The organism is Prauserella sediminis (genome assembly GCF_014195435.1).
Taxonomy (GTDB): Bacteria; Actinomycetota; Actinomycetes; order Mycobacteriales; family Pseudonocardiaceae; genus Prauserella; species Prauserella salsuginis.
The window spans coordinates 3,854,285-3,877,089 of the sequence record NZ_JACIBS010000001.1 but is presented as its reverse complement, the minus strand read 5'-3'; the positions used below and the strand labels follow the sequence as shown (position 1 = coordinate 3,877,089).

The window sequence follows — 22,805 nt, the reverse complement described above, 5'->3', positions numbered from 1 at the left end:
CCGATTGAGACACAAGGACTCCTCTCCTGCTCGGACTGACGCTGTCCGGCGGGCGGATCCATCACAGTCCTGCACTACGGGTCACGCGGAACGTCGAACGTGACCTCGCAACCGACGCCACCGCGTTACTGCCGACGACTAGCCCGCGATGTGAGCTAGCACTCCATGATGTAGGGGGTTAGCATGCGGCGATCGGGACCTGTAGTCAAGGCGCAATCTTCTCGCAACGTCGACGGCCGCGTCCACAATGCGGGACTACTCGCGATAGCCGATGCTCGCCGACAGCCGCTTCGCTGCGCTGATCACCAGTGGTGCGATCCGTTCGGCGTCGGCCTCGGTGAAACGTTGGATCGGTGCGCCGATTCCGACAGCCGCGGCGATGGTGCCCGCCATGTCGAAGACCGGAGCGCTCAGCGAACCGGCGCCGGCGGCGCGCTCCTCGAACGTCGCCGAGTAGCCGGCTTCGCGAACCTCGGCCACTTCACGCTGCAGGTCTTCCAGCGACACGACCCGGTTGTCCTCGGGACTCCGCAGCCCGCTGTCGATGGCGTCGCGCCACGCGTCCGGGTCGTGCGCGAGAAACACCTTGCCCGCCGAGCCGACGTGCAGCGGCATGACCATCCCGACCATGAACCGCCGGATCACCACGTTCCGGACCTCCGAGAGCGACACGATGGTGCGATGGGGGCCGTCGCGCACCTGCAGGAAAGAGGTCTCACCGGCGGCATCGCGCAGCTCCTCCAGAACCGGACCGGCGAGCTTGACGAGGTCCAGCCCGTATGTGCCGGGCGCGGCCCAGCGCACCATCCCGAGCCCGATGCGGTAGACATCGCCGTCCTTGCTCAGAAAGCCCTCACTGACGAGGTTCTGGACCAGTCGCTGACACGTGCTCGGCGGCAGCCCGGTGCGGTTGACGATCTCGCGCAGTCCGAGCTCGGGTTCGTCGAGCGTGAAGCATTCGAAGATCCGTCGAAGCTTCTGCAGCACCAGGATCGGGCGCGCCGAGCCTGCGGAGGTCTCCGTTCCGCCGGAGTCCGTCCCGCCGGGGTCCTCGGGCGCGTTCGCGGCGTCGGTCACGGACTCTCCTCCCCATGGGCTGCGGTGCCGACCGTACCGCAATGTGGGATTGCCATGACGAACGACGACGTCACCCACTCCCATTGACACCCAGAAGCAACCTGCATTCTAATTCAACAACCCACATTGTGAGCACGACGCCCGGAAGGGTGGTCCGATGGACGACTCCGCAACGTCGCAATCCGATTCCCGGTCGGGTCCGCTCGCCGGTATCACCGTGCTGGAGATGGGCAACTTCATCGCCGCACCGTCGGCAGGTCGGTTGCTCGCCGATTTCGGCGCCGAGGTGATCAAGATCGAACGCCCTGGTACCGGCGACGAACTGCGCAGTTGGCGGCAGCACGGGGCGGACACGTCCCTGTTGTTCCGGGTTCTGGGCAGGAACAAGAAGTCCGTGACCCTCGACCTGCGTACCGAACAGGGCCGCGACATCGCGCTGCGACTGGCCCGGCGGTCCGACGTTCTGTTGGAGAACTTCCGGCCGGGAACCCTGGAACAGTGGGGCCTCGGCCCCGACCGGCTGCACGAGATCAATCCGGAGCTGGTGGTGACCAGGGTGTCGGGGTACGGCCAAACCGGACCGTACCGGGATCAACCCGGCTTCGGCGGTGTCGCCGAAGCCGTGGGCGGCCTGCGCCACCTCACCGGCTATCCGGGCATGCCACCGGTACGGGTGGGAGTGAGCCTGGCCGACTCCGTCGCCGGGCTCTACGCCGTCATCGGCACCCTGATGACACTGTTGCGGCGCCATCGCGGCGGCTCCGGTGCGGAGATCGTCGACGTCGCGCTCTACGAGGCCGTCTACAGCCTGACCGAATCGCTGGTACCGGAGTTCGAGGCCTTCGGCGTGGAACGCGGCCCGTCCGGCAGCACCATTCCCGGGGTGGTCCCGTCGAACAGTTATCTCTGCTCCGACGGGAAGCACATCGTGATCGGCGGCAACAACGACGGCATCTTCCATCGCCTCATGCACCTGATCGAACGGCCGGACCTGGCCGACGATCCACGACTGCAGGACAACCGCGGGAGGGTGGCCCACGTCGAGGAGGTCGACGACGCCATCGAGGCGTGGACCGGGCAGCGCGACCTGGCGGGCGCACTCGACGAGCTCCGCTCCGCGTCAGTCCCTTGTGGACCCATCTACACCGCACAGGAGATCGTGAACGACCCCCATTACACGGCGCGGGGCATGCACGAACAGCACACCGTACCCATCGACGACGAGCACAGCACCGACATCTCGGTACCCGGTGTCGTGCCGAAGCTCGCGGGGACGCCGGGTGGAACCCGGTGGCTCGGCCCCGAACTCGGCCGTCACACCGCCGAAATCCTGGCGGGAATCGGCATCGAGGAGTCCGAACAGGACGAACTTCGTGCGGCGGGAGTGATCTGACGTGGCCGACGTACTCATCACCGAGACGGCGCTGCGCGACGGGTTGCAGAACGAACCCGGGATCGTGCCGACGGCCACCAAGGTGCAGCTCGCCCGGCTGCTGGTGGAGGCCGGGTTCACCTCGCTCGAGATCGGCGCCTTCGTGCGCCCCGACCGGGTCCCGTCGATGGCCGACACCGACGAGCTCGTCACCGCTCTCGGCGCCGTTCCCGGTGTGGCGCTGCACGCTCTGGCCTTCAACTCGGCCGGTGCCGAGCGAGCGGTGGCGTGTGGAGTGGACAGCGTGAGACTCACCGTCTCGGCCAGTGACGGGCACAGCCAGGCCAACACCGGCGCCGCCACGGCACGGGCGCTGGAACGGTTGGAGCGGTGCGCGGGGACGCTCACCACCGCCGGTGTCCGGGTGGAAGCAGCCGTCGCGACCGCATTCGTGTGCCCGTTCGACGGCGATACCGACCCTGCGCGGGTGTCACACGTGGTCGGCGAGCTCCTCGAGATGGGGGCCGAGCGGATCCACCTGGCCGACACCATCGGCGCCGCGCACCCGGCCCAGGTCTGCCGCACGATCGCCACGGTCCAGGACGCCTACCCCGAGCTGGAGCTGGGCTTGCACCTGCACAACACCTACGGCATGGCACTGGTGAACGCCCGTGAAGCCCACCGAGCGGGCATCCGCAGGTTCGACGCCGCCGTCGGCGGGATCGGCGGCTGCCCGTTCGCTCCCGGCGCAGCGGGCAACATCGCCACCGACGACCTGGTCAACCTGTTCCACCACGACGGCATCGACACCGGAATCGACCCGGCTGCACTCACCGAAGCTCGAACGCAGCTACGCACGGCGGTCGGCCGCGAACTCGACTCGGCCCTGGCGGCCGTACCCGCGGCACCCGTGCCCCGGCCGTTGCGCGGCGTGGGTGCCACATGACATGACCGCCGAATCCACTGTCGTTGTCAGATATCCGCAGACGTGACCGCACGTGGAGGTATCGGCTCCACGCAATGAGGACCCCCGCGCACTCCCGGTCGCGTCAGCCACCGCCGGGCTCCGGCCGGACGAACGGCGCGACGTACGACTTCGCACGGCCGTGCTCGTCCAGCACCCAGCCGAGCCGCTTCGGCGTACGCAACACGAGCGCCGATTCCACCACCGTCAACGGCGCCAGGTCCTGCTCCAGGTACTCCTGCATCTGCATCGACTCCTCGATCGAGCGCATCCAGGTGGTCACCAACAGGTTGGCCGGACCGGGCAGGCTGACGATCTGCCGCACCGTCGACAGCGTCCGGAGCTGGTTGACGCATCCGGGGACGTGCCCGACCGGCACCCGGCACCACCAGTTGTGCACGATCGGCGATGGGGTGTGTCCCTGAGCGATCTCGCATCGGAACGTGGTCGCGTCGGCGGCGAGGAGCCGGCCGAGCTGGCGCCGCACGGTCGCGACCGGACGCCCGACGAGCCGGGCCAGCTGTGCCGCGTTCCGGCGCCCGTCCATTCCCAAGGCCTCGGCTAGGTCGGCGTACGGCCGCTCCCAGGGCGTCACGCTCGCCGGTCGATCCGCTCCGCCCTGGCCCCCGCCGGAGGCCGGAAGGGTCGTCAGTGCCTGGACGCGCGCCTTGTCCAGCGCACCCACCCGCCAGCTACTCCCCTCCAGATGCATACGCGCGGCCAGATGGGAACGGGTGTTGAGGACCCCGGGAAGGCTGGGGAGTTGGTCGAGCAGCAGTGCGGAGAGCTCGGCCATCCCGCGCCCGAAGAGGGTGAGCACCAGGCTGTATTCCCGAGAAGACTCCTCGATGGTCATGACCGCCGGCCATCGGACGAGTTCCTCGACCAGCTGTCGCACCTGCCCGCTGGCGCACCGCAGCTCCACGTAGGCGACGCGGAGCTCGTAGTACACGCTCACCCGCGGATAGGCGGTCACCCACGCGCTGCCGTCGTTGCGCAGCCGCTCCCACCGACGCGCCAGTGTCACCGGCGCGACGTCCAACACGGATCCGAGCTGGGTCCAGGTGGCCCGCGGCCGCACCTGGAGAGCGTGGATGAGCGAAAAGTCCTCTTCATCGAGATGCGCGTCCACTTTCTCTCCCAAGCCTCTCCATCAGTGAGCGGATCCATCGATTTTACGTTCCTTACGACGTGGATTCTCACACTCGAGGGCACCCCGTCCACCGACGAACGAGGAGCGCGACACCGTGGATCTCCACGACGACGCACGAGGCCAGCAAGACGAGCTCGAACGCCTTCGCCGCGAACTGCACCGCGAACCCGAGGTCGGGCTCGACCTGCCCCGCACCCAGGAGAAGGTGCTCAGCGAGCTGGACGGCCTCGGCCTCGAGGTCACCACAGGGGACAAGACCACCTCGGTCACCGCGGTGCTGCGCGGCACGGGTCCGCGCCGGGACGCGGCTGACCCGAGGACGGTGCTGCTGCGCGCCGACATGGACGCCTTGCCCGTGGCAGAAGCAACCGACCTGGAGTTCGCCTCCCGCAACGGCGCAATGCATGCCTGCGGGCACGATCTGCACACCACCTCGTTGGTCGGTGCCGCGCGGCTGCTCCACAGCCACCGCGACCGGATCGACGGCGACGTGGTGCTGATGTTCCAGCCCGGCGAGGAAGGCTACGACGGCGCCGCGGTGATGATCGACGAAGGCGTCCTGGACTCCGCAGGCCGCCGGGCCGACGCGGCGTACGCCCTCCACGTGTTCTCCTCGACGCTGCCGAGCGGCCAGTTGGCCGGCCGCCCCGGCCCGATCCTGTCGGCGTCGAACCGGCTGCGCGTCGTGGTCCACGGCGCGGGCGGGCACGGTTCCATGCCGCACCGCGCCCAGGACCCGGTGACGGCTGCGGCCGACATGGTCGGCGCCCTGCAGACCATGGTGACCCGGCGCTTCGACATCTTCGATCCGGTCGTCATCTCCGTCGGGGTGCTCCGCGCCGGCACCGCCCGCAACGTCATCCCCGACCACGCCGAGTTCGAGGCGACCGTGCGGTGCTTCTCCACCGAGACGATCGCCCGGCTCGACGAGATGATCAACGAGACCCTCGGCGGCGTTGCCCGCTCCCACGGCGTCACCGCCGACATCCGGTTCGACGCCGAGTACCCGGTGACCGTCAACGACGCCGACGAGGCCGGCTTCGCCGCAGGCGTGATCCGCGAGGCGATCGGCGAGGAGCACTACACCGAGTTGCCGACCCCGGTGGCCGGGTCGGAGGACTTCTCCCGAGTGCTCGACGAAGTTCCCGGCGCGTTCCTCGGTCTCGGCGCCACCATGCCCGGCCTCGACCCGGCCGACGCCCCGAACAACCACAGTCCACACGCAACATTCGACCCGGCCACGCTCTCCCGCGCGGCCACCGTCTACGCCGAGCTCGCGATCCGCCGGCTGGACCGCTTCACCGAAGGAGCACCGCGATGACCGACTCCCCCGTCTCCCCCACCGGCGGACACGTCACCGAAACCGACGACGACACCGTGCCCGACCGCGCCCGTACCCTGTTCGGCCTCGGCGCAGGCAACGCCATGGAATGGTTCGACTGGACCGTCTACGCCACCTTCGCCTCGTTCTTCGCCGGGCAGTTCTTCAACAACGAGGACTCGGTCTCGGCGCTGTTGAGCACGCTGGCCGTCTTCGCGGTCGGCTTCGCAGCCCGCCCGCTCGGCGGCTTCGTGTTCGGCTGGGTCGCCGACCGCAAGGGCCGCCAGGTCTCGATGGCGCTGTGCCTGGCGTTGGCGGCAGGCGGCAGCCTGGTGATCGGACTGTCGCCGACGTACGAGCAGATCGGGCTCGGCGCCTCGGCACTGCTACTGCTCGCGCGACTGGGCCAGGGCCTCGCGCACGGCGGTGAACTGCCGGCGGCGCAGACCTACATCGCCGAGGTCGCGCCCCGGAAGCGCCGCGGCCTCTGGTCGAGCCTGATCTACTTCTCCGGCACGTGCGGTGTGCTCGCCGGAACCCTGCTCGGAGCGCTGCTCTCCGGGGTGCTCACACAGGAGCAGATGTACAGCTACGGCTGGCGGGTGCCGTTCATCCTCGGCGGTGTCTTCGGGCTCTACTCGCTCTACGTGCGGCTGCGGATGCGGGAGACCGAGGTATTCCTCGCCGAGAACGACGAGGAAAACTCGGCGGAGCCCAAGGGCCGGATGTGGGACACCATCAAACAGCACCCGAAACTGCTGTTCCAGGTGATCGGGATGACCGTCGGCGCCACCGTTCTCTATTACGTGTGGGCGATCTCCGCGCCGTCCTACGCGATTTCGGTGCACGGCATCGATCCGACCAGCGCGCTCTGGGCCGGAGTGGGCGCCCAGGTCCTCTTCCTGATCTCCCTGCCGTTGTGGGGCATGCTCTCGGACCGGATCGGCCGCAAGCCGGTGCTGTTCATCGCGTCCGGCGGGCTGCTGGTCACCTCGATTCCGCTGGATGCGCTGCTCGGCGACCAAGCCTGGCAACTGTTCCTGGCCATGTCGATCGCGCTGCTGCTGATGGGCGGGTTCTCGTCGATCGCGCCGGCGATCTACGCCGAGATGTTCCCGACCAGGATCCGGGCGGTAGGCCTGGGGCTCCCGTACGCGATCGCGGTGGCGGCCTTCGGCGGCACCGCGCCTTATCTGCAGACGCTGTTCGCCGACCTCGGAAACCCTTCGCTGTTCCTGTTCTACGCGATGGGACTGATGGTGATCACCATCCTGGTGCTGTTCACCCTTCCCGAGACCCGCGGCATCGACCTGAGCAGCGACGACGTCGGTGCCCACGGTCGACGCAAGTCGGCCGTGGGCGCTCACGCCGGTACGCGGTGAGGGACGGCTGATTCCGCGAGGAATCCGGCGGTGGAAGACTGCGTGCGTCGGCGATCCCGGGAGGGCTCGGTTCTCCCGGGATCGCCGAGTTGTCCCGGGAGGACCGACCGCCGGTATCGCTGATCGCTCGACGGTCCGTTCGGCGGACCCGGCTAGGGCTGATCGTCTCCCCGTACGACCCCGTTCACCGAACGCGGCCGGGAGGACCCGGCCGCCTCGAACGGCAGTCACCACCACGGCAACCGCACCACCCATCGTGAGACCGGGCGCGGCATGCCGGTGACACGCGCCGCGGCGGGGAAACCCGGGCGCTGCCTCAGGATCCGGTTCCCGGGTTGATGACCCCGCGTACCGGAGCGACCTGGTCGCAGGGAAAACCGCCGCGCCTGGCGTGTTCTTCGATCAGTTCGGGATCAGTCGCGTCGTAGACGCAGTAGAGCTTGTCGTCGGTCACGTACGACTCGACCCAGCTCACGTCCTCTCCCATCTCGGCGAGCACCTCGTTCGACTTCGCCGAGACGTCACGCAGCTCCTGGTCGGTCAGTTTTCCCGCTCCGGGCAGTGTCCGCTCCACAACGTAGCGACCCATGGCGGCTCCTCCGGTCTCGGTGACGTCCGATGTCCGTGATTCCTCCCCGTGCCGGGCTTGTGACACGCGGCAACTGTGAACGTTAATCGGCGCGGCGGATGTCGTAACCGACCGAACGGTCGCCCCGACCTGCCCGAGCGGGCAGGCCCCGGCCCATGAGCGTTTATCTGCTCCGGCACGCCGAACTCGGCTCGGAGGAGGGATCTTCCGCGGGCCGCGGCATCGTTCGTCCCTGCCGGCTGGGATTCGGCGGGAAAACCGCGGAAAGAGGCCGCGGATGAGGCCGCACCGCACGGTGTCGACGACGTGGCGACGGGTTCGCCGCAGCGCAAGGTTCGCCGGCCGTCAGCACTCGATGACGTTGACGGCGAGGCCGCCGAGCGAGGTCTCCTTGTACTGCGAGGCCATGTCGGCACCGGTCTGGCGCATGGTGGCGATGACCTGGTCCAAGGAGACCCGGTGTTCACCGTCGCCGTTGAGGGCGAGCCGGGCGGCGTTGACGGCCTTGACCGAGGCCATCGCGTTGCGCTCGATGCACGGGACCTGAACCAGACCTGCCACCGGGTCGCAGGTCAACCCGAGGTTGTGTTCCATCGCGATCTCGGCCGCGTTCTCGACCTGGCGCGGGGTACCGCCGAGCACCTCGCACAGCCCGGCCGCCGCCATCGACGAGGCCGAGCCGACCTCACCCTGACAACCGACCTCGGCACCGGATATCGACGCGTTGCGCTTGTAGAGGCTGCCGACCGCGCCGGCGGCAAGCAGGAATCGGCGTACGCCGCCGGCGTCCGCACCGTCGCAGAACCGCACGTAGTAGTGCAGCACCGCGGGAATGATGCCGGCCGCGCCGTTGGTCGGTGCGGTCACGACCCGCCCGCCCCCGGCGTTCTCCTCGTTGACGGCGAGAGCGAACAGGTTGATCCAGTCCACGACGCGTAGCGGATCACGGTCCGCGCCCTCGTCGGTGAGCCGCCGGTACAGCTGCGGCGCCCGCCGGCGTACGGCCAGCCCGCCGGGGAGGGTTCCCTCCGTCGCGCAGCCGGCATCGACGCAGTCCTGCATCACCGACCAGACCCGGTCGAGGTGAGCGAGCACGTCGGCCTCCGAGCGAAGGGCGCACTCGTTGGCCAGCATCACCGCGCTCATCGGCAGCTGCTGGGTAGCGCACCACCCGAGCAGTTCACCCCCGGAGGCGAAGGGGTAGGGCGGCGCGTCGGCCTCGGCGGAATCCCCACCGGCGTCGTCCTCGGAGCCGCCCTCCACCACGAAACCGCCGCCGACGGAGTACATCGTCGCCTCGTGCACCGCGTCCCCGCCTGCGGTGTATGCGGTGAACCGCATGCCGTTGGGATGCCGCGGCAACGTCTCGCGGGCGAGCATGACCAGGTCATGGTCGATCTCGAAGCCGATCCGTTCGGTGCCGAGCAGGTCGAGTTGTCCCTGCTGGCGCACCAGGGTCACCACCGCGGCGGCCCGGTCCGGCTCGACCGTCTCGGGATCCTGGCCGGCCAGGCCGAGCAGTACCGCCCGGTCGGTGCTGTGGCCGAGCCCGGTCGCGGCCAGTGAACCGAAGAGCTCGACCTGTACGCGAGCCGTCCGGGTGAGCAGACCGTGGTCGGCCAACGCCGTGACGAACCGTCCGGCGGCCCGCATCGGGCCCACCGTGTGCGAACTGGAAGGCCCGATGCCGATGCTGAACAGATCGACCACGCTGACGTTCATGGGGGTATTCAACAACGCCTCCTCACCCGATCGCCAGCACGGCGACAGCCGCGATCTTCGCGCACCCAGAGATGCGACCACGGCCTCACGCACATCGGCAGCTGGATGCCGACACGCTCTCGGAACCTGACACCGGCATCGCGCCACAGCCTCCGCGTCGGGCACCCACACAGGATTCGCGTCGACATGCGCCTCCGGCTGGCCTCATTGGCCTCCGCGACGGACACCAACGAACCTAGGGGCGGTGGATGAGCGTGTCAGTGCGGGGAAACGAGCCGCCGGTTCTTGCCGAACTCACAGGGTCCCCCCGACCAGCGGTCGTTCTTCATGCCGAGCACGATCTGGTCGGGCACAAGGTTTCCCGCGCGGTCTGTGGCGTCGATCGAACGCAGCCTCCCCCGAACCGGCCGACCGGCGTGCGCGCCGCCGAGAGCAGCACCACTCGCCGATCAGACATCATCGCCGCCTCGCCACTCCGGCATCGCCATCGTCCAGCACACGGCGGTGCCTTCCAGTGCCGTGGTCCCGTCGTCGCGGATCACCTGCGTGACCAGCCTCGTGATCGGCTTGTCATCCCTGACCTCGGTCACCTCGACGCGGCCCGTGATCGTGTCGCCCGGCCGGACCGGGGCCGTGAAGTTCCACGACACGCTCAGAAAGACCGTCCCCGGGCCGGGCAGTTTCTCGGCGACCACCGCGTTGAGGACGGCACTGGTGATCCCGCCCTGCACCACGATCTCGCCGAAACGGGACGACTCGGCAGCGGCCTCGTCGTAATGCAGCGGGTTGCGATCGCCGCTCAGCTCGGTGAACAGGGGGATGTCGTTCGGACTCACCCGACGGGACAGCTCCGCGCTGGAACCCACCTCTGGCTTGCCGTTCGGCCACACAGCGGACATGTCACTCCTTTGTGGATAGAATCGTGGGGCGGGTTCGGGAACCGTAGGAACGCATGGCCAGCACACCGATCACCGGCCCGGGCACCAGGGCGAGGAACGCGAACTGCCAACCGACCACGGCTGCGGCCAACGGCACCACCTGGATACTGACCACGGTCAGCGCGAAGCCGATCGCGGTCTGGGCGGTCAGCGCCGTCCCGACGTAGCGGGAGTCGGCTGTTTCGCTCAACGACACCGAGAACACTCCCGAGTCGGCGATGACGGCAGCACCCCACACGGCGCAGAACGCCACCAGCACCGCCGACGGCGCGGCGAGCGCCAGGGGCGAGAGCAGGCAGCACGCGCCACTCACGGCCAGCGCCGACACCGCGGCCGGGGACCGGCCGAACCGGTCGGATATCCAGCCACCGAGAAAGCAGCCGGCCGCACCCGCGACACCCATGGTCGCGAACACCACGAGCTCGACCACCTGTGGCGCGTCCGCCGCGTCGCGTGCCAAGAGGAAGGTCGGGATCCAGGTCCACAGTGCGTACAGCTCCCACATGTGGCCGAAGTAGCCGAGGTTGGCCAGCCGCGGCCCGCGTTCGGTGAACATCGTGAGGGCGTAGCGCGGATTCGGGAGCGGGCTTCCGGCACCGAGATGCGGCCCAGGCCGCACGATCGTGATCGCGACGAGCGCACCGAGACCGCCGAGCGCCGCTGCGGCCAGCAGCACCGAGCGCCACGGCAGCGAGCCGAATCCCGCGATCAGGTGGGGCACGGACGAGCCGACGGTCAGCGCGGCGATCAGCATCCCCATCGACATGCCCCTGCCGGACTGCCCCGACCAGGACACCATCAGCTTCATGCCCACCGGGTAGACACCCGCCAGGAAGACACCGGTCAAGAACCGCAACGGGAGCGCGGCCGCCATGCCGCCGGCCAGCAGTGCCAACACCAGCGTGCAGAGCGCCGCCAACGCCGCACTAGCCGCGAGAAGCAGATGCGGCCGCACCCGATCGGCGAGGTTCAGCGCGGCCGACCCGACCGCGCCCACGACGAACCCGATCTGCACGGATGCCGTCAGCCACACCGCCGCGGCGGCCGAGATGCCCCACTCGCCCCGGAGCGTGGGCACCACCGCCGACATGGAGAACCATACCGCTAGGCCGAGCACCTGCACGGCCGCGATCGCGATCCTGCGCTGCAGCGGCGTCATGACTCGGCGGGGACGAAGTAGGGAATCGGGCCCGTCGGGTCGCCGTTGGCCTCGGTGACCGCGCGCACGCGTTGGCCGATACGGACGTCGTAGGCGCGCTGTTCCAGCAGTCCGCTGAGTAGTCGCGGACACTCGTCGAGTTCGACGATCACCACGGCGTACGGCGTCATCGACCGCCACGCCGGGTGGCCCGGAACCTCGATCACCGTGAATGCCCACACCGTTCCGGCACCCGCGGCCTCGTGCCACCCGAGGTCTTCCGACCAGCAGCGCACGCACATCGAACGCGGGTAGAGCTGCCGGTGACCGCAGGTCCGGCACGTCCGGAGGAGTAACCTGCCCTCGGCCGCGGCTCGCCAGTACTCGGCCGTCACCGGGGTCGACAATCTGCCGGGCCGTGGCACTGCCTCGTTCATCGCTCCGCTCCCATCACCAGCGCCACCTCTTCGCCGAGCGTCGCGCCGTTTCCGGTGACCAGCGCCAGTTCCGCGTCCGGCACCTGCCGCGGGCCACCTTCGCCACGCAACTGTCGCACGGCCTCCACGAGGTGGCTCATCCCTCCGGCCAGGTCGGCCTGCCCGCCGTGCGTGTTGGTCGGCACGTTGCCGGTGTGGGAGAAGTCCTGCTCCAACAGCCACGGCCCGACCTCGCCCTTCGCGCACAACCCGGCGTCCTCGAACGTGAGTGCGAGCATGATCGAGTAGCAGTCGTAGAGCGCGAACAGGTCGATGTCACCGACCGATGTGCCCGACATATCGCAAACGTCCGAGATGGCCGCAGCCAGCGGTGTCGCCGTCAGCCCAGGTGACAACACGTCATCGACCTCGGCCGGTTCCAGCCCCGCATCGGCGACGGCGGCCGCGGCCAGCCTGCCGATCAGTCCCAGCGTGGTCTGACCCGGGGTCGTCCGTCGTGCTGCGAGCACCGACGCGCCGGTGACGGCGCAACCACCCGACAACGTCATCCGAACCGTCCTGGCCTCACCGGCGAAACCTCCATCGGCCTGCCTCGCTCGCGGATGACGGTAACCACCGGTAGCCACCCGCGAAACTGGTGAGAACGAGAACTCACGGGGCCGAACCTCGTATGATCTACAAGCCACGATGCGCCACGATCGTCGACGTCAGCGCGCCGGACACCGAGTGCGCCCGAGGTCCGACTGCCGACGGCCACCGGTGGGGTCCGCGCTATCGCGGGATCGGGTTTCCGAGTCCCGTTACCGTCAGTGCACGCGTTCCAAGCCCGCCGCGCGGAGCCTGTCCAGCGTCGGGTAGCCGTCGATGGCCATCAGCAGATCGGCCTCGGCCAGGAACGAACGGAGATGATGCACCACACCGTCCTCCCCGCCGACCGCGAGCGCGTGCACGTACGGCCGTCCCGTGCCTACCGCCGTCGCCCCCATCGCCAACGCCTTCACCATGTCCGAACCGCTCCGCACGCCCGAGTCGAACAGCACCGGGATCTCGTCGGCGGCGGCCTCGACCACCTTGGGCAGGGTCTGCAACGCGGGAAGTCCGCCGTTGGCCTGACGGCCACCGTGGTTGGAGCAGTAGACGCCGTCGACCCCCAGGTCCCTGGCCTTGCGCACATCGTCGGGATGACTGATGCCCTTGAGCACGATCGGCAGCGACGTGGCCTCCCGGATCCAGTCGAGGTCGGACCAGGACGTCGCGTAGCCGAACACGCTGGCCCACAACGCCGCCGTGGCCAGCGGATCGGCGTCGGGATCATTACCGAGTCGGGAACGGAAGTGCTCGTCGGTCACGTAGTTGGCCAGGCAGTATCCGCGCAGTTGCGGGAAGTTCGCCGTGTTCAGGTCGCGGGGGCGCCAGCCGGTGACCCACGTGTCCAGCGTGACCACGAGGGCCGAGAACCCCGCGCGCTCGGCCCGCTGAATCAGACTGATCGCCAGGTCCCGGTCGTTGGGCGGGTACAGCTGGAAAAACCCCGGCGTGTCACCGAGCTCGGCCGCGATGTCCTCCATCGGATCCTGCGACAGCGTCGAGGCGACCATGGGAACCCCCGTGCGCGCGGCGGCGCGGGCGGTGGCCAGGTCACCGTGGAAATCCTGCGAGCAGATCCCCAGCACGCCGATCGGGCACAGGAACAACGGGTGCTCCAGCTCGATACCGAACAGGGTCGTCGACAGATCCCGTTCGTAGGCGCCCTCCATCATCCGCGGAACCAGACCCCACTTGGCGAAGGCCTCGACGTTGGCGCGCTGCGTACCCTCGTCCCCGGCACCCGATTTCACGTACGACAACACCCAGGGCGGCAGCGCCTCGGCCGCGCGTCGTTCCATCGTCGCTGCGTCGGCCGGATACCGGGGCTGCAGACCCCGCATCCCGTTCAGGTAGATCTCCAGCTGGTAGTCGCCGTAACGCGGGGACATGACCCGACCTCCCGAGCACACCGCCCACGATCGCGGGCGAACGAACCGTCCTACGCGCATGGCCGCGCGGTGTCCCCAAGATCGCCGGTGCGGTGCCACCCGTCAACCGCGACCGCTCGGACCGGTCTCCGGCACCGCCGCGATCGCGCCCCACGGACTCCGGGCACGTGCGCCTGTGCACCACGGGCGCGGTGCCGGCGTCACGACGTGTAGCCGACCACGGCGAGCACACCGGAGAGTTCGGGTGTCTCGCCGACGTCCTCCGGGGAGTCCGGGTGCCATTCCGGGGTGAACACGATTCCGGGCTCGACGATCTCGAATCCGGCCATCAGTTCGTGGACGTCGTCGCGACTTCGCAGGTGGATGGGTTCGCTCGTGTCCTTGCTCAGCTCGACCGCCCGGAACATCTCCTCGTCCTGCTGCTCGTCGGTGAAGCTCGACAGCGCGAGGTAACTGCCGGGAGCGAGCGCGTCGCGGTAGCGGGCGATCATACTGCCGGCATCCCGCTCGTCCGGGGAGAAGTAGTGCACGAGCGCCGACATGAGCACCATCACCGGCCGGTCGAAATCCAGCAGCCGCTTCGTCGTCGGGTGGGCCAGGACCTCGTCGACCCGCTCGGCGTCGGCGCCGATCATCTCGGCTCGGTCGTTGCCTTCCAGCGCGATCTCACTGTGCGCCACGGCGATGCGCTCGTTGTCGACGTAGACGACGTTCGACTCGGGGGCGACCTGCTGCGCGATCTCGTGCACCTGTCCCACGGTCGGCATGCCCGAGCCCAGGTCGAGGAACTGCCGAATCCCCTGCCGCGCACCGTAGCGCACGGCACGGCGCAGCCAGTAGCGATTCAGCACAGCCGTATCGCGCGCGCGTGGCATGGCGGCCAGGACCTCGTCCACGAGCCTGCGGTCCATCGCGTAGTTGAGCTCGCCGCCCAGGACGTAGTCGTACATCCGCGCAGGATTCGGCTTGTCCAGCTCGAGATCCTTACCCGCGAACCTGTCAGCGTCGCTCCCGCCCGCTGTCACCGGCACCCCACCCTTTCGATTCCGGCATCGTCGCCGCACATCGTAGAGATATCACTCGGACGGTCGAATGCGCAGCCACCCTGCAGCGACCGGATGCGATCGTCACCGGCGCGCCGCTCCGTCGGTCGCAGCCGAAGCCGAGGGATCGACCAGGCGCCACAAGTCGCGGTTTCTCCGCTCCCAGCCGTGCGTACAGCTGTCCCGTGTGGACGCACAGCTTGCGGACGTCGGTGTCGTGCAGCACCCGACTGCTCGACGACGGCTGCGACAGGGCCTTCGAAATCCGTTCGGCCCGCGCCGAGGAGGCAACAACCCACGCGACTCCCGCGGCGGCCTGTGCTCAGCCGTACAGCTCGTCGACCAGTGTGAAGCCGTCGTCGATCCACGCCAGCTCGGCGCGCGCGCGAGCGATCAACCCGTCGTACGCGTAGATCTTGCAGCGGACCGCGAGTTCGGCCTCGCGCTCGTTCAGCTTCTCGATTCTCGCCGCCAGCGTGGGATGGCTGCGGTCGACGAGGCTCGCCCGGGTGCGCTCGAGCATCGCCAGGTGGTCCTCCCAGTACGCCTGTTGCTGCCGCAGTTGCTCGCGCACCGCCGCCGGGTCGGCGAAGTCGAAGTAGGCGGCCTTCAGATAGGCCGGGTCTCGCTGGCGCTGCGGCACCAGGGGCGATTCCATCCACTCCCGGAACTCGGCGAGCCCCTCGTCGGTGACGTGGTACTCCTTCTTGGTGCCCTTCTTCCCCCAGGGAACCTCGACCGAGGTGAGCAGTCCGTCTCGCTCCATCCGGTTGAGCTCGGGGTAGATCTGCGAGTCCGGAGCGTGCCACACGTGCGCGACCGACGTACTGAAGCTCTTCGAGATGTCGTAACCGGTCATCGGACGACCCGTCAGCAGCGCGATCAGCGCCCACCGCAGCGACAAGGTCCCCTCCTCTCCGAGTCAGTCACGCTATCCACTCTTGCCAACTCACTATATAGATAGATACTTTGTGGCTCGCGCAACAGATACCTATATCCATAGGGAGTTGACCAATGACGCTCACTTCTCCGCCGCCGACAGCGGCCGCAGCACCGACCACAGCCGCAGCCAAGATCTTCAACCACCCCCGCAACGCCTGGTATGTCGCAGCCTGGGACCACGAGGTCACCGGCAAGCAACCGCTGGCACGCACCGTCGCAGGCGTTCCGCTAGCGCTGTGGCGCAACAGCGAGGGCCGCGCCGTCGCACTCGCCGACGCCTGCTGGCACCGACTGGCACCTTTGTCGCAGGGCAAGATCCTCGGCGACGAGCTGCAGTGCCCCTACCACGGTCTGCGCTACAACTCGACCGGTCGCTGCACCGCCATGCCTGCGCAGGAGACCCTCAATCCGAGCGCGGTCGTGCCCTCGTACCCCGTCGTCGAGCGCTACCGATACGTCTGGGTATGGGTGGGCGATCCCGACCTGGCCGATCCGACGACCGTGCCCGACATGCACCAGATGGACGACCCGTCATGGGCAGGCGACGGCGAGACGATTCACGCCGACTGCAACTACCAACTCGTCCTCGACAACCTGATGGACCTCACCCACGAGGAGTTCGTGCACTCCTCGAGCATCGGCCAGGACGAGCTCTCCGAGGCCGAGTTCGACGTGACACACGAGGGCGACACGGTCACCGTCACCCGCTGGATGCGCGACATCGATGCTCCGCCGTTCTGGCTGAAGAACCTGCGCGACAAGTTCCCCGGCTTCGAGGGCAAGGTCGACCGCTGGCAGATCATCAGGTTCCAGGCGCCGGGCACGATCTGCATCGACGTGGGTGTCGCCAAGGCCGGCACCGGTGCCCCCGAGGGCGACCGCAGCCAGGGCGTCAACGGGTACGTGATGAACACGATCACGCCCGAGACCGACCGCACCTGCCACTACTTCTGGGCTTTCATGCGTAACTACTGCCTGGACAGCCAGACCATCACCACCCAGCTGCGCCAGGCCGTGCACGGCGTCTTCGGCGAGGACGAGGACATGCTGCGCGCCCAGCAACGTGCGATCGACGCCAACCCCGAGCACGAGTTCTACAGCCTCAACATCGACGCCGGCGGGATGTGGGTACGCCAGATCCTCGAGCGGATGCTGGCAGCCGAAGGGCGGCCCTCGACGGCTCCCGCTGCAGGGAAGGGGGCCTGATGGCGGTCCAGGCCCAGTCCCGCTGGCAGCAGGCACGGGTCGTCGAGACCGACGACGCCGCCGACGGCGTCCGCCGGATCGTGCTGGAGGTCGAGCACCCCGAAGCTGCGGCCCCCGGTACGCACCTCGATGTCGCTCTGCCTACCCCTGACGGGCGACTGACCCGTTCCTACTCCATCGTCCGATCCGAGGACGGCGGCCGCCTGCTCACGCTCAGCGTGCAGCTCTCCCCCACCTCGCGCGGCGGTTCGAAGGCGATGCACACGCTCGCCGTCGGTGACGAGCTGACCGTCACCGGCCCGCTGCAGAACTTCCCGCTCGCGGTCGGCGCCGGTCGTTACGTCCTCGTCGCCGGCGGCATCGGCGTCACGGCACTGGTCGCCATGGCCACCTCGCTGCGCCGCCGCGGCGCCGACTACGAACTCGTACTCGTCGGCCGCAGCCGCCGCCTCATGGCCTACCTCGACGAACTCTGCGCCGAGCACGGCGATCGGGTCCGCGTTCACGTCGACGACGAAGGCACGCCGCTGTCGGTTCCCGACCTGGTCGGCGACATCGCGGCAGCGCCGAAGACGGCCGAGCTCTACATGTGCGGTCCGATCGGGCTGATGGACGCGATCAGGTCGAGTTGGCACGAGCACTCGCTGCCGGAGACCAACCTGCGGTTCGAAACCTTCGGCTCCAGCGGCCGGTTCGGCGCCGAGGAGTTCCGGGTGCGTCTTCCCCAGTTCGACCGCGAGGTCGTCATCGCGCCCGACACCTCGATCCTGGACGCCCTGAACGCGGCCGGGATCGACACGCTCTCGGACTGCCGTAAGGGCGAATGCGGGCTCTGCCTGGCCAAGGTCGTCGAAGTGGACGGGACCATCGATCACCGCGACGTCTTCCTCAGTGAAACGCAGAAGGAAAACTGCGCCAACCTGTGCCTCTGCGTCTCCCGCGCGGTGGCCGGCGACAACGCCGACCGTGCCACCGTCACCCTCCACCTCACCTGAACCGGCTCACCGGTCCCTCACATCTGGACGCCTGCATGAACATCACTGAACGTATCGGCGCGGCGCCGATGTCCGGCTATCAATGGCTGATCGTCGCGCTCTGCACCTTCATGAACTGTCTCGACGGCTTCGACGTCATGGCGGTCGCCTTCACGGGTCCCTCGGTAACCGACGAGTTCGGCCTGAGCGGTTCGGAGTTCGGGCTGCTGGTCTCGGTCGGGCTGATCGGTATGGCACTGGGTTCGATGCTGCTCGCGCCCTTCGCCGACCTGATCGGCCGTCGCCCGCTCATCCTGATCAGCCTCGCCCTCGGCACGATCGGCATGTTCGGTGCCGCCATGGCCCCGTCCATGCCGGTGATGGGCGTGTTCCGCCTGGTCACCGGTATCGGCGTCGGCGGTATTCTGGCCAGCTCCAACGTGATGACCAGCGAGTTCTCGAACACGAAGAATCGCGGGCTCGCCATCGGCATCTTCACCGCCGGCTACGGCATCGGCGCCACCGTGGCGAGCGTGGTCGCGAAGGCGGCAGTGGGCGGTGACTGGCGGATCGTCTTCTACGCAGGCGGGTTCGCCACCCTGCTCGCTCTCGTGGTGATCGCACTCCTCCTGCCCGAATCGGTCGCCTACCTCGAGCAGCGTCGCCCACAGGGCGCTCTGGAACGCATCAACCGGACGCTGGCACGGATGAAGATGGGTTCCGTCAGCTGGGCCGAACTCGACGAGGCCGCCTCGGCGCGGGAGACCGCCGGGCGGACCGGCTCGGGGTGGCTCAAGCAGTTGCTCACCCCGACGATCCTGCTCTGGGCTGTCTTCATCACGATCATGTTCGGCTTCTACTTCGTCAACAGCTGGACTCCCACCCTGCTGGTCGAGGACGGGCTTTCGGAAAGCGCCGCGGTCACCGCCGGGATGGCGATCTCGATCGGCGGCACTGTCGGCTCGGTGCTCTACGGCGTCGCCGCCCGGATACGTACGCCACGGGTCGTCCTGATCGGGTTCTCGCTGCTCGCCGCCGCGATGATGGTCGTCTTCATCTTGAGCACCTCGGTCCTGTGGCTCGGGTTCGGAATCGGCGTACTCGTCGGTGCACTCATCAACGGCTGCATCGCCGGTGCCTACACCGTCGGACCGCCGCTGTATCCGGCACACCTCCGCAGCGTCGGCATGGGCTGGGCGCTCGGCATGGGCCGGATCGGCGCCATCCTGTCGCCGACCGTCGCGGGGATGCTCAACGACGCGGGCGCCTCGGCGACCCAGCTCTACGTCGGTGCCGCCGCCGTGGTTGCGATCTGCGCCATCGTCCTGGTCGGGCTACGCCGCCACGACCCGGAGTCCGCGCCGGCGATGAAGGAACGCGATGCGGTCTGAGTTCCGGCGACCGGCGGAACGTCACCTCTGATACCGCCGGTGAGGTGCCTCGGGCCGAACGCGGTCCGAGGCACCTCACCGGACGAGGTTCCCGTGTTCGTCGACGCCGGTGCGCGTCTGCCGGACCGCCGCGCGTGGAACAGCGAGCGGCGGCGGGAGGCACCCGGCTCAACGGCGGGCGCGATCGGACGGGTCCGGCACCGGGCGACTAGTCGGCGGCTCCGACAGCCGAGGGGTATTGCGGTCAGAGGATCAGTTCCGTGCCGTCCGGTGGCAGCTCGGCGCCTGCTTCGACAAGGGCCGCGTGCTCCGGCGACGCCGGGTTCAGCACCGGATTCGTGTTGTTGAGGTGCGTGTACAGCCAACGGGTGCCCCGCGAACGCCGGATGCGTGCGAGGCTGCCGTGCTCGCCCGCCATCGGCAGGTGACCCATCGCGAGCTGGGCGCCGGAGCCGACGCCCCCGGCCGTCGCGCCCGCCATCTCGTCCGGGGCGAAGAAAGAACCGTCCAGCAGCACACAGCTCGCCCCCGCACAGAAGTCGTCGAACCCGGCGGGCCACTGCGCCACGCACGGCGCGTACACGAGCGAGCCACCGGTCGCCGGGTCCTCGATCCGGTACGCCACGACCCACGGACCGTCGAGGGTCGATTCCCCGGCGTACTTCGGGCGTTTGTCGCTCACCGGCAGCACCGTGACCACCAGCTGGTCGAGTTCGAACTTCTCCTCCAGCCGAGGCCATTCCCAGCCGTGGTAGCGCGCCACGATCTCCCTCGCCGGCACGGTCGCCGCTACCGCGTCGGGGGCCCACACGCGGAGGCCGGCGGCTTCCTTGAGCTGGAACAGTCCCAGCGTGTGGTCGAGCTCGCCGTCGGTGAGCAACACTCCCCGCAGCGGCGTCTCCCTCGGCCCCGGCCCCGGCCGGAAGGCCGCGCAGGAGGTCAGCTGCGTGCGGATGTCCTGCGACGCGTTCAGCAGGTACCAGGCTCGGCCGTCGGCGCTGACCGCGAGACAGTCCTGCGTGCGGGCCGGGGCACTCCCGTCGCGCACGGCCTCGCAGTTCGCGCACGCGCAGTTCCATTGGGGGACCCCGCCGCCCGCGGCCGTGCCGAGCAGGACCGCTCTCACCGCATACCCCGCATCACGAACTCGTTGGAGCCGTGCGGCGCCTCCAGCAGCGCGTCCACCAGTCCGCGGTCGGGCGAGCGGCGGCACACCGGGTCGGCCGCCGCCGCGTCGCCGGTGAGCTGGAACGCCTGGCAGCGGCAGCCACCGAAATCGATGGTGCGCCGCTCGCACGTTCGGCACGGTTCGCGCATCCAGTCCTCACCCCGATAGGCGTTGAAGGACTCCGAGTCGTACCAGATCTCCGCCAGCGGCCGCTCCCGCACGTTCTCCAGCGACAACGTCGTGATGGTCGTGGCCGCGGGGCAGGGCAGCACGGTGCCGTCCGGAGCGACGGTCAGCTGCTGCGCGCCCCAGCCGGACATGCACGGCTTGGGGTACTGCTCGTAGTAGTCGGAGAGCACGTAGACGACCTGCATCGAGCCTCGGAGCCGCTCGGTCGCGGCCCGCACCACCGGCTCCGCAGCCGCGAGCTGCTCCCGGGTCGGCAGTAGCGCGTCGCGGTTGCGCAGGGCCCAGCCGTAGAACTGCGTGTTTGCCAGTTCGAGCCGGTCGGCGCCCATGCGCTCGGCGAGCGCGATCATGCCCTCCAGCTGGTCGTGGTTGGCCCGGTGCAGTACGACGTTGACGCTCAGCGGCAGCTCGAACCGCTTCACCAGTTCCGCGGCGGTGAGCTTGTGGTCGTGGGCCTTCGTGCCCGAGAGCAGGTTCGCCCGCTCGGCGTCGGCGCCCTGCACGGACAGCTGGACGTGCGCGAGTCCCCGGTCCACGAGGTCGGCGAGGCGTGCCTCGGTGAGCCCGAGCCCGCTGGTCACGAGGTTGACGTAGCAGCCGAGGTCGGACGCGCGGGTGACCAGCTCGGGCAGGTCGGGCCTGGCCAGTGGCTCGCCGCCGGACAGGTGCACCTGCAGGACGCCGAGGTCGCGAGCCTGATCGAGCACCGAGCACCACTCGTCGGTGCCCAGTTCCCGTTCGCGCGTGACCAGTTCGACGGGGTTCGAGCAGTACGGACAGTGCAGCGGGCAGCGGTGGGTCAGCTCGGCGAGCATGCCCAGCGGCGGCTGCACCCCTTCGGTCACGCCCATTCGACCACCCGCCGATCGACGAGCCTGGCGAGCACGTCGCCGACGTCGTCTTCGCGCACCTCCGCGTAGCGCTCGCCGAGCGCCGCGGCGATGTCGGGCACCGTCCGCTCGCCGTCGCACAGTTCGAGTACGGCGGCCGCGGTCGCGTTGGGCATCAGCACCCCCTCGGGGAACAACAGCACGTGGGTCTGCCTGGTGTGGTCGTAGGTCAGCCGCACGCCGCGGCACAGGCGGGGCGTCACGCTTTCCCCGCCGCGTGCTCGATGGCGGTGAGCATCGACCACAGCACATCGCACTTGAACGACAGTGCCGCCACGGCAGCCTCCTGCTGTTCGCGGGTGACGCAGTGGGCCACGACGATCGCGAGTGTCTCCTCGCCCTCGCCGCTCACGGCGTCGATCCGGTTCGTGAAGTAGGCCAGGTCCTCGCTGCGGATCCACTCGTAACGCGCCAGCATGTCGCCGACCCGGCGGCGCATGAGGTGCCCGGAGAACATCTCCGTGAGCCCGGAGGCGACGGCCTCGACCCATGGCTTGGTGCGCGCGAAGTTCACGTACGCGTCGACGGCGAACCGCACGCCCGCCGCGACGTGGCGCTCGTCCAGCACCTCCCCACGGTCGAGGCCGACCGCCGAGCACAGGCGCAGCCAGCGCTCGGCTCCGCCCTCGCCCTCGGCGCGGCCGTCGTGGTAGACGATTCGGTCGAGCCACTGCCTGCGCACCTCCGGCAGCGGGCAGTTGCTGATGATCGCCGCGTCCTTCTGCGGCAGCATGCGCTGGTAGTACCAGCGGTTGGCGGCCCAGATCCGCAGCTCGTTCTCGGTCAGCTCACCGGCGTGCATCCGGTGATGGAACGGATGGGCGCCCCAGTAGCGGTGCGAGAGTTCCTTGAGCTCCGCGACGAAGGCCTGCTCGGTCATCGGTGACTTCGGCTCCATCGGCCGCACTGCCGTCCTTCCGGGTCGGTGAGGCG

General features: G+C 69.0%; 22 protein-coding genes. 7 read left to right on the top strand and 15 right to left on the bottom strand.

Features of this window, described 5'->3' with window-relative positions; all coding sequences use genetic code 11:
- Window positions 1-255 precede the first annotated feature (255 nt).
- Window positions 256-1,077, bottom strand: coding sequence for an IclR family transcriptional regulator (locus FB384_RS17580; RefSeq protein WP_258937673.1), 822 nt, complete (start codon window positions 1,075-1,077; stop codon window positions 256-258).
- A gap of 157 nt (window positions 1,078-1,234) precedes the next feature.
- On the opposite strand from FB384_RS17580, the gene FB384_RS17575 reads away from it, so the two are divergent.
- Both FB384_RS17575 and FB384_RS17570 read left to right on the top strand, forming a co-directional pair.
- Window positions 1,235-2,470: a CaiB/BaiF CoA transferase family protein gene (locus tag FB384_RS17575; RefSeq protein ID WP_183784458.1), complete on the top strand. Its 1,236-nt coding sequence runs from the start codon at window positions 1,235-1,237 to the stop codon at window positions 2,468-2,470.
- Window position 2,471: 1 nt separating this feature from the next.
- Entirely contained in the window at window positions 2,472-3,395 is a 924-nt protein-coding gene (locus FB384_RS17570) for a hydroxymethylglutaryl-CoA lyase (RefSeq protein ID WP_183784456.1), read from the top strand.
- Between the two features lie 103 nt (window positions 3,396-3,498).
- Here the strand turns inward: FB384_RS17570 and FB384_RS17565 are convergent, their stop codons facing one another.
- A complete protein-coding gene (locus tag FB384_RS17565; RefSeq protein WP_221212776.1) occupies window positions 3,499-4,557 on the bottom strand; it encodes an Lrp/AsnC family transcriptional regulator in 1,059 nt (352 codons plus the stop codon).
- A 103-nt stretch (window positions 4,558-4,660) separates the two neighbouring features.
- Here FB384_RS17565 and FB384_RS17560 point away from each other — a divergent pair, with 103 nt between their 5' ends.
- Window positions 4,661-5,887 (top strand): M20 metallopeptidase family protein, encoded by a 1,227-nt coding sequence (locus tag FB384_RS17560; protein ID WP_183784455.1) that lies wholly within the window; start codon window positions 4,661-4,663, stop codon window positions 5,885-5,887.
- Entirely contained in the window at window positions 5,884-7,269 is a 1,386-nt protein-coding gene (locus tag FB384_RS17555) for an MFS transporter (protein WP_183784453.1), read from the top strand. Before FB384_RS17560 ends, FB384_RS17555 begins: the two co-directional genes overlap by 4 nt.
- Window positions 7,270-7,585: 316 nt before the next feature.
- Here the strand turns inward: FB384_RS17555 and FB384_RS17550 are convergent, their stop codons facing one another.
- The 9 genes from FB384_RS17550 to FB384_RS17510 all read right to left on the bottom strand — a co-directional run bounded on the left by FB384_RS17550 (window position 7,586) and on the right by FB384_RS17510 (window position 16,016).
- Window positions 7,586-7,858, bottom strand: a complete 273-nt coding sequence (locus FB384_RS17550; protein WP_183784451.1) for a DUF4242 domain-containing protein — start codon at window positions 7,856-7,858, stop codon at window positions 7,586-7,588.
- 345 nt (window positions 7,859-8,203) lie between these two features.
- On the bottom strand, window positions 8,204-9,580 hold the full coding sequence (locus FB384_RS17545) for an L-serine ammonia-lyase (RefSeq protein ID WP_183785695.1): 1,377 nt from the start codon (window positions 9,578-9,580) through the stop codon (window positions 8,204-8,206).
- Between the two features lie 449 nt (window positions 9,581-10,029).
- A complete protein-coding gene (locus tag FB384_RS17540; protein ID WP_183784449.1) occupies window positions 10,030-10,479 on the bottom strand; it encodes a MaoC family dehydratase in 450 nt (149 codons plus the stop codon).
- Between the two features lies 1 nt (window position 10,480).
- The gene (locus FB384_RS17535) at window positions 10,481-11,677 is read right to left on the bottom strand and encodes an MFS transporter (RefSeq protein WP_183784447.1); all 1,197 of its coding nucleotides are present in this window, start codon (window positions 11,675-11,677) and stop codon (window positions 10,481-10,483) included.
- Window positions 11,674-12,093 carry a Zn-ribbon domain-containing OB-fold protein gene (locus FB384_RS17530; protein ID WP_183784445.1) on the bottom strand — a complete coding sequence of 140 codons (420 nt, stop codon included), beginning with the start codon at window positions 12,091-12,093 and terminating at the stop codon, window positions 11,674-11,676. The genes FB384_RS17535 and FB384_RS17530 overlap by 4 nt, the downstream gene beginning before the upstream one ends.
- A complete protein-coding gene (locus FB384_RS17525; RefSeq protein ID WP_183784443.1) occupies window positions 12,090-12,641 on the bottom strand; it encodes a thiolase C-terminal domain-containing protein in 552 nt (183 codons plus the stop codon). Before FB384_RS17525 ends, FB384_RS17530 begins: the two co-directional genes overlap by 4 nt.
- Window positions 12,642-12,899: 258 nt before the next feature.
- Complete coding sequence (locus FB384_RS17520) at window positions 12,900-14,069, bottom strand: alpha-hydroxy-acid oxidizing protein (protein WP_183784441.1); 1,170 nt, start codon at window positions 14,067-14,069, stop codon at window positions 12,900-12,902.
- Window positions 14,070-14,269: 200 nt separating this feature from the next.
- Entirely contained in the window at window positions 14,270-15,094 is an 825-nt protein-coding gene (locus FB384_RS17515; protein ID WP_258937665.1) for an SAM-dependent methyltransferase, read from the bottom strand.
- Window positions 15,095-15,434: 340 nt separating this feature from the next.
- Complete coding sequence (locus tag FB384_RS17510; protein ID WP_183784439.1) at window positions 15,435-16,016, bottom strand: PadR family transcriptional regulator; 582 nt, start codon at window positions 16,014-16,016, stop codon at window positions 15,435-15,437.
- Window positions 16,017-16,126: 110 nt separating this feature from the next.
- Between FB384_RS17510 and FB384_RS17505 the strand changes: the two genes are divergently transcribed.
- Genes FB384_RS17505 through FB384_RS17495 form a run of 3 tightly spaced genes read left to right on the top strand, consistent with a single transcriptional unit; the run spans window position 16,127 to window position 19,625 of the window.
- Window positions 16,127-17,260: an aromatic ring-hydroxylating dioxygenase subunit alpha gene (locus FB384_RS17505; RefSeq protein ID WP_183784437.1), complete on the top strand. Its 1,134-nt coding sequence runs from the start codon at window positions 16,127-16,129 to the stop codon at window positions 17,258-17,260.
- Complete coding sequence (locus tag FB384_RS17500) at window positions 17,260-18,255, top strand: PDR/VanB family oxidoreductase (protein WP_183784435.1); 996 nt, start codon at window positions 17,260-17,262, stop codon at window positions 18,253-18,255. The genes FB384_RS17505 and FB384_RS17500 overlap by 1 nt, the downstream gene beginning before the upstream one ends.
- Window positions 18,256-18,290: 35 nt before the next feature.
- Entirely contained in the window at window positions 18,291-19,625 is a 1,335-nt protein-coding gene (locus FB384_RS17495; protein ID WP_183784433.1) for an MFS transporter, read from the top strand.
- 244 nt (window positions 19,626-19,869) lie between these two features.
- On the opposite strand, the gene pqqB is transcribed toward FB384_RS17495, so the two are convergent.
- Genes pqqB through pqqC form a run of 4 tightly spaced genes read right to left on the bottom strand, consistent with a single transcriptional unit; the run spans window position 19,870 to window position 22,752 of the window.
- Window positions 19,870-20,751, bottom strand: a complete 882-nt coding sequence (gene pqqB, locus FB384_RS17490) for a pyrroloquinoline quinone biosynthesis protein PqqB (protein ID WP_183784431.1) — start codon at window positions 20,749-20,751, stop codon at window positions 19,870-19,872.
- A complete protein-coding gene (pqqE, locus tag FB384_RS17485; RefSeq protein ID WP_183784429.1) occupies window positions 20,748-21,833 on the bottom strand; it encodes a pyrroloquinoline quinone biosynthesis protein PqqE in 1,086 nt (361 codons plus the stop codon). The genes pqqB and pqqE overlap by 4 nt, the downstream gene beginning before the upstream one ends.
- Window positions 21,824-22,075 carry a pyrroloquinoline quinone biosynthesis peptide chaperone PqqD gene (gene pqqD / locus FB384_RS17480; RefSeq protein ID WP_183784427.1) on the bottom strand — a complete coding sequence of 84 codons (252 nt, stop codon included), beginning with the start codon at window positions 22,073-22,075 and terminating at the stop codon, window positions 21,824-21,826. Before pqqD ends, pqqE begins: the two co-directional genes overlap by 10 nt.
- On the bottom strand, window positions 22,072-22,752 hold the full coding sequence (pqqC, locus tag FB384_RS17475) for a pyrroloquinoline-quinone synthase PqqC (RefSeq protein ID WP_228726059.1): 681 nt from the start codon (window positions 22,750-22,752) through the stop codon (window positions 22,072-22,074). The genes pqqD and pqqC overlap by 4 nt, the downstream gene beginning before the upstream one ends.
- Between the last annotated feature and the right edge of the window lie 53 nt (window positions 22,753-22,805).

Coding starts and splice junctions, on each gene's coding strand:
- FB384_RS17575 (WP_183784458.1), top strand. CDS start 1,235: ATGGACGACTCCGCAACGTCGCAATCCGATTCCCGGTCGGGTCCGCTC.
- FB384_RS17555 (WP_183784453.1), top strand. CDS start 5,884: ATGACCGACTCCCCCGTCTCCCCCACCGGCGGACACGTCACCGAAACC.
- FB384_RS17550 (WP_183784451.1), bottom strand. CDS start 7,858: ATGGGTCGCTACGTTGTGGAGCGGACACTGCCCGGAGCGGGAAAACTG.
- FB384_RS17545 (WP_183785695.1), bottom strand. CDS start 9,580: ATGAACGTCAGCGTGGTCGATCTGTTCAGCATCGGCATCGGGCCTTCC.
- FB384_RS17540 (WP_183784449.1), bottom strand. CDS start 10,479: ATGTCCGCTGTGTGGCCGAACGGCAAGCCAGAGGTGGGTTCCAGCGCG.
- FB384_RS17535 (WP_183784447.1), bottom strand. CDS start 11,677: ATGACGCCGCTGCAGCGCAGGATCGCGATCGCGGCCGTGCAGGTGCTC.
- FB384_RS17530 (WP_183784445.1), bottom strand. CDS start 12,093: ATGAACGAGGCAGTGCCACGGCCCGGCAGATTGTCGACCCCGGTGACG.
- FB384_RS17525 (WP_183784443.1), bottom strand. CDS start 12,641: ATGACGTTGTCGGGTGGTTGCGCCGTCACCGGCGCGTCGGTGCTCGCA.
- FB384_RS17520 (WP_183784441.1), bottom strand. CDS start 14,069: ATGTCCCCGCGTTACGGCGACTACCAGCTGGAGATCTACCTGAACGGG.
- FB384_RS17505 (WP_183784437.1), top strand. CDS start 16,127: ATGACGCTCACTTCTCCGCCGCCGACAGCGGCCGCAGCACCGACCACA.
- FB384_RS17500 (WP_183784435.1), top strand. CDS start 17,260: ATGGCGGTCCAGGCCCAGTCCCGCTGGCAGCAGGCACGGGTCGTCGAG.
- FB384_RS17495 (WP_183784433.1), top strand. CDS start 18,291: ATGAACATCACTGAACGTATCGGCGCGGCGCCGATGTCCGGCTATCAA.
- pqqE (WP_183784429.1), bottom strand. CDS start 21,833: ATGGGCGTGACCGAAGGGGTGCAGCCGCCGCTGGGCATGCTCGCCGAG.
- pqqC (WP_228726059.1), bottom strand. CDS start 22,752: ATGACCGAGCAGGCCTTCGTCGCGGAGCTCAAGGAACTCTCGCACCGC.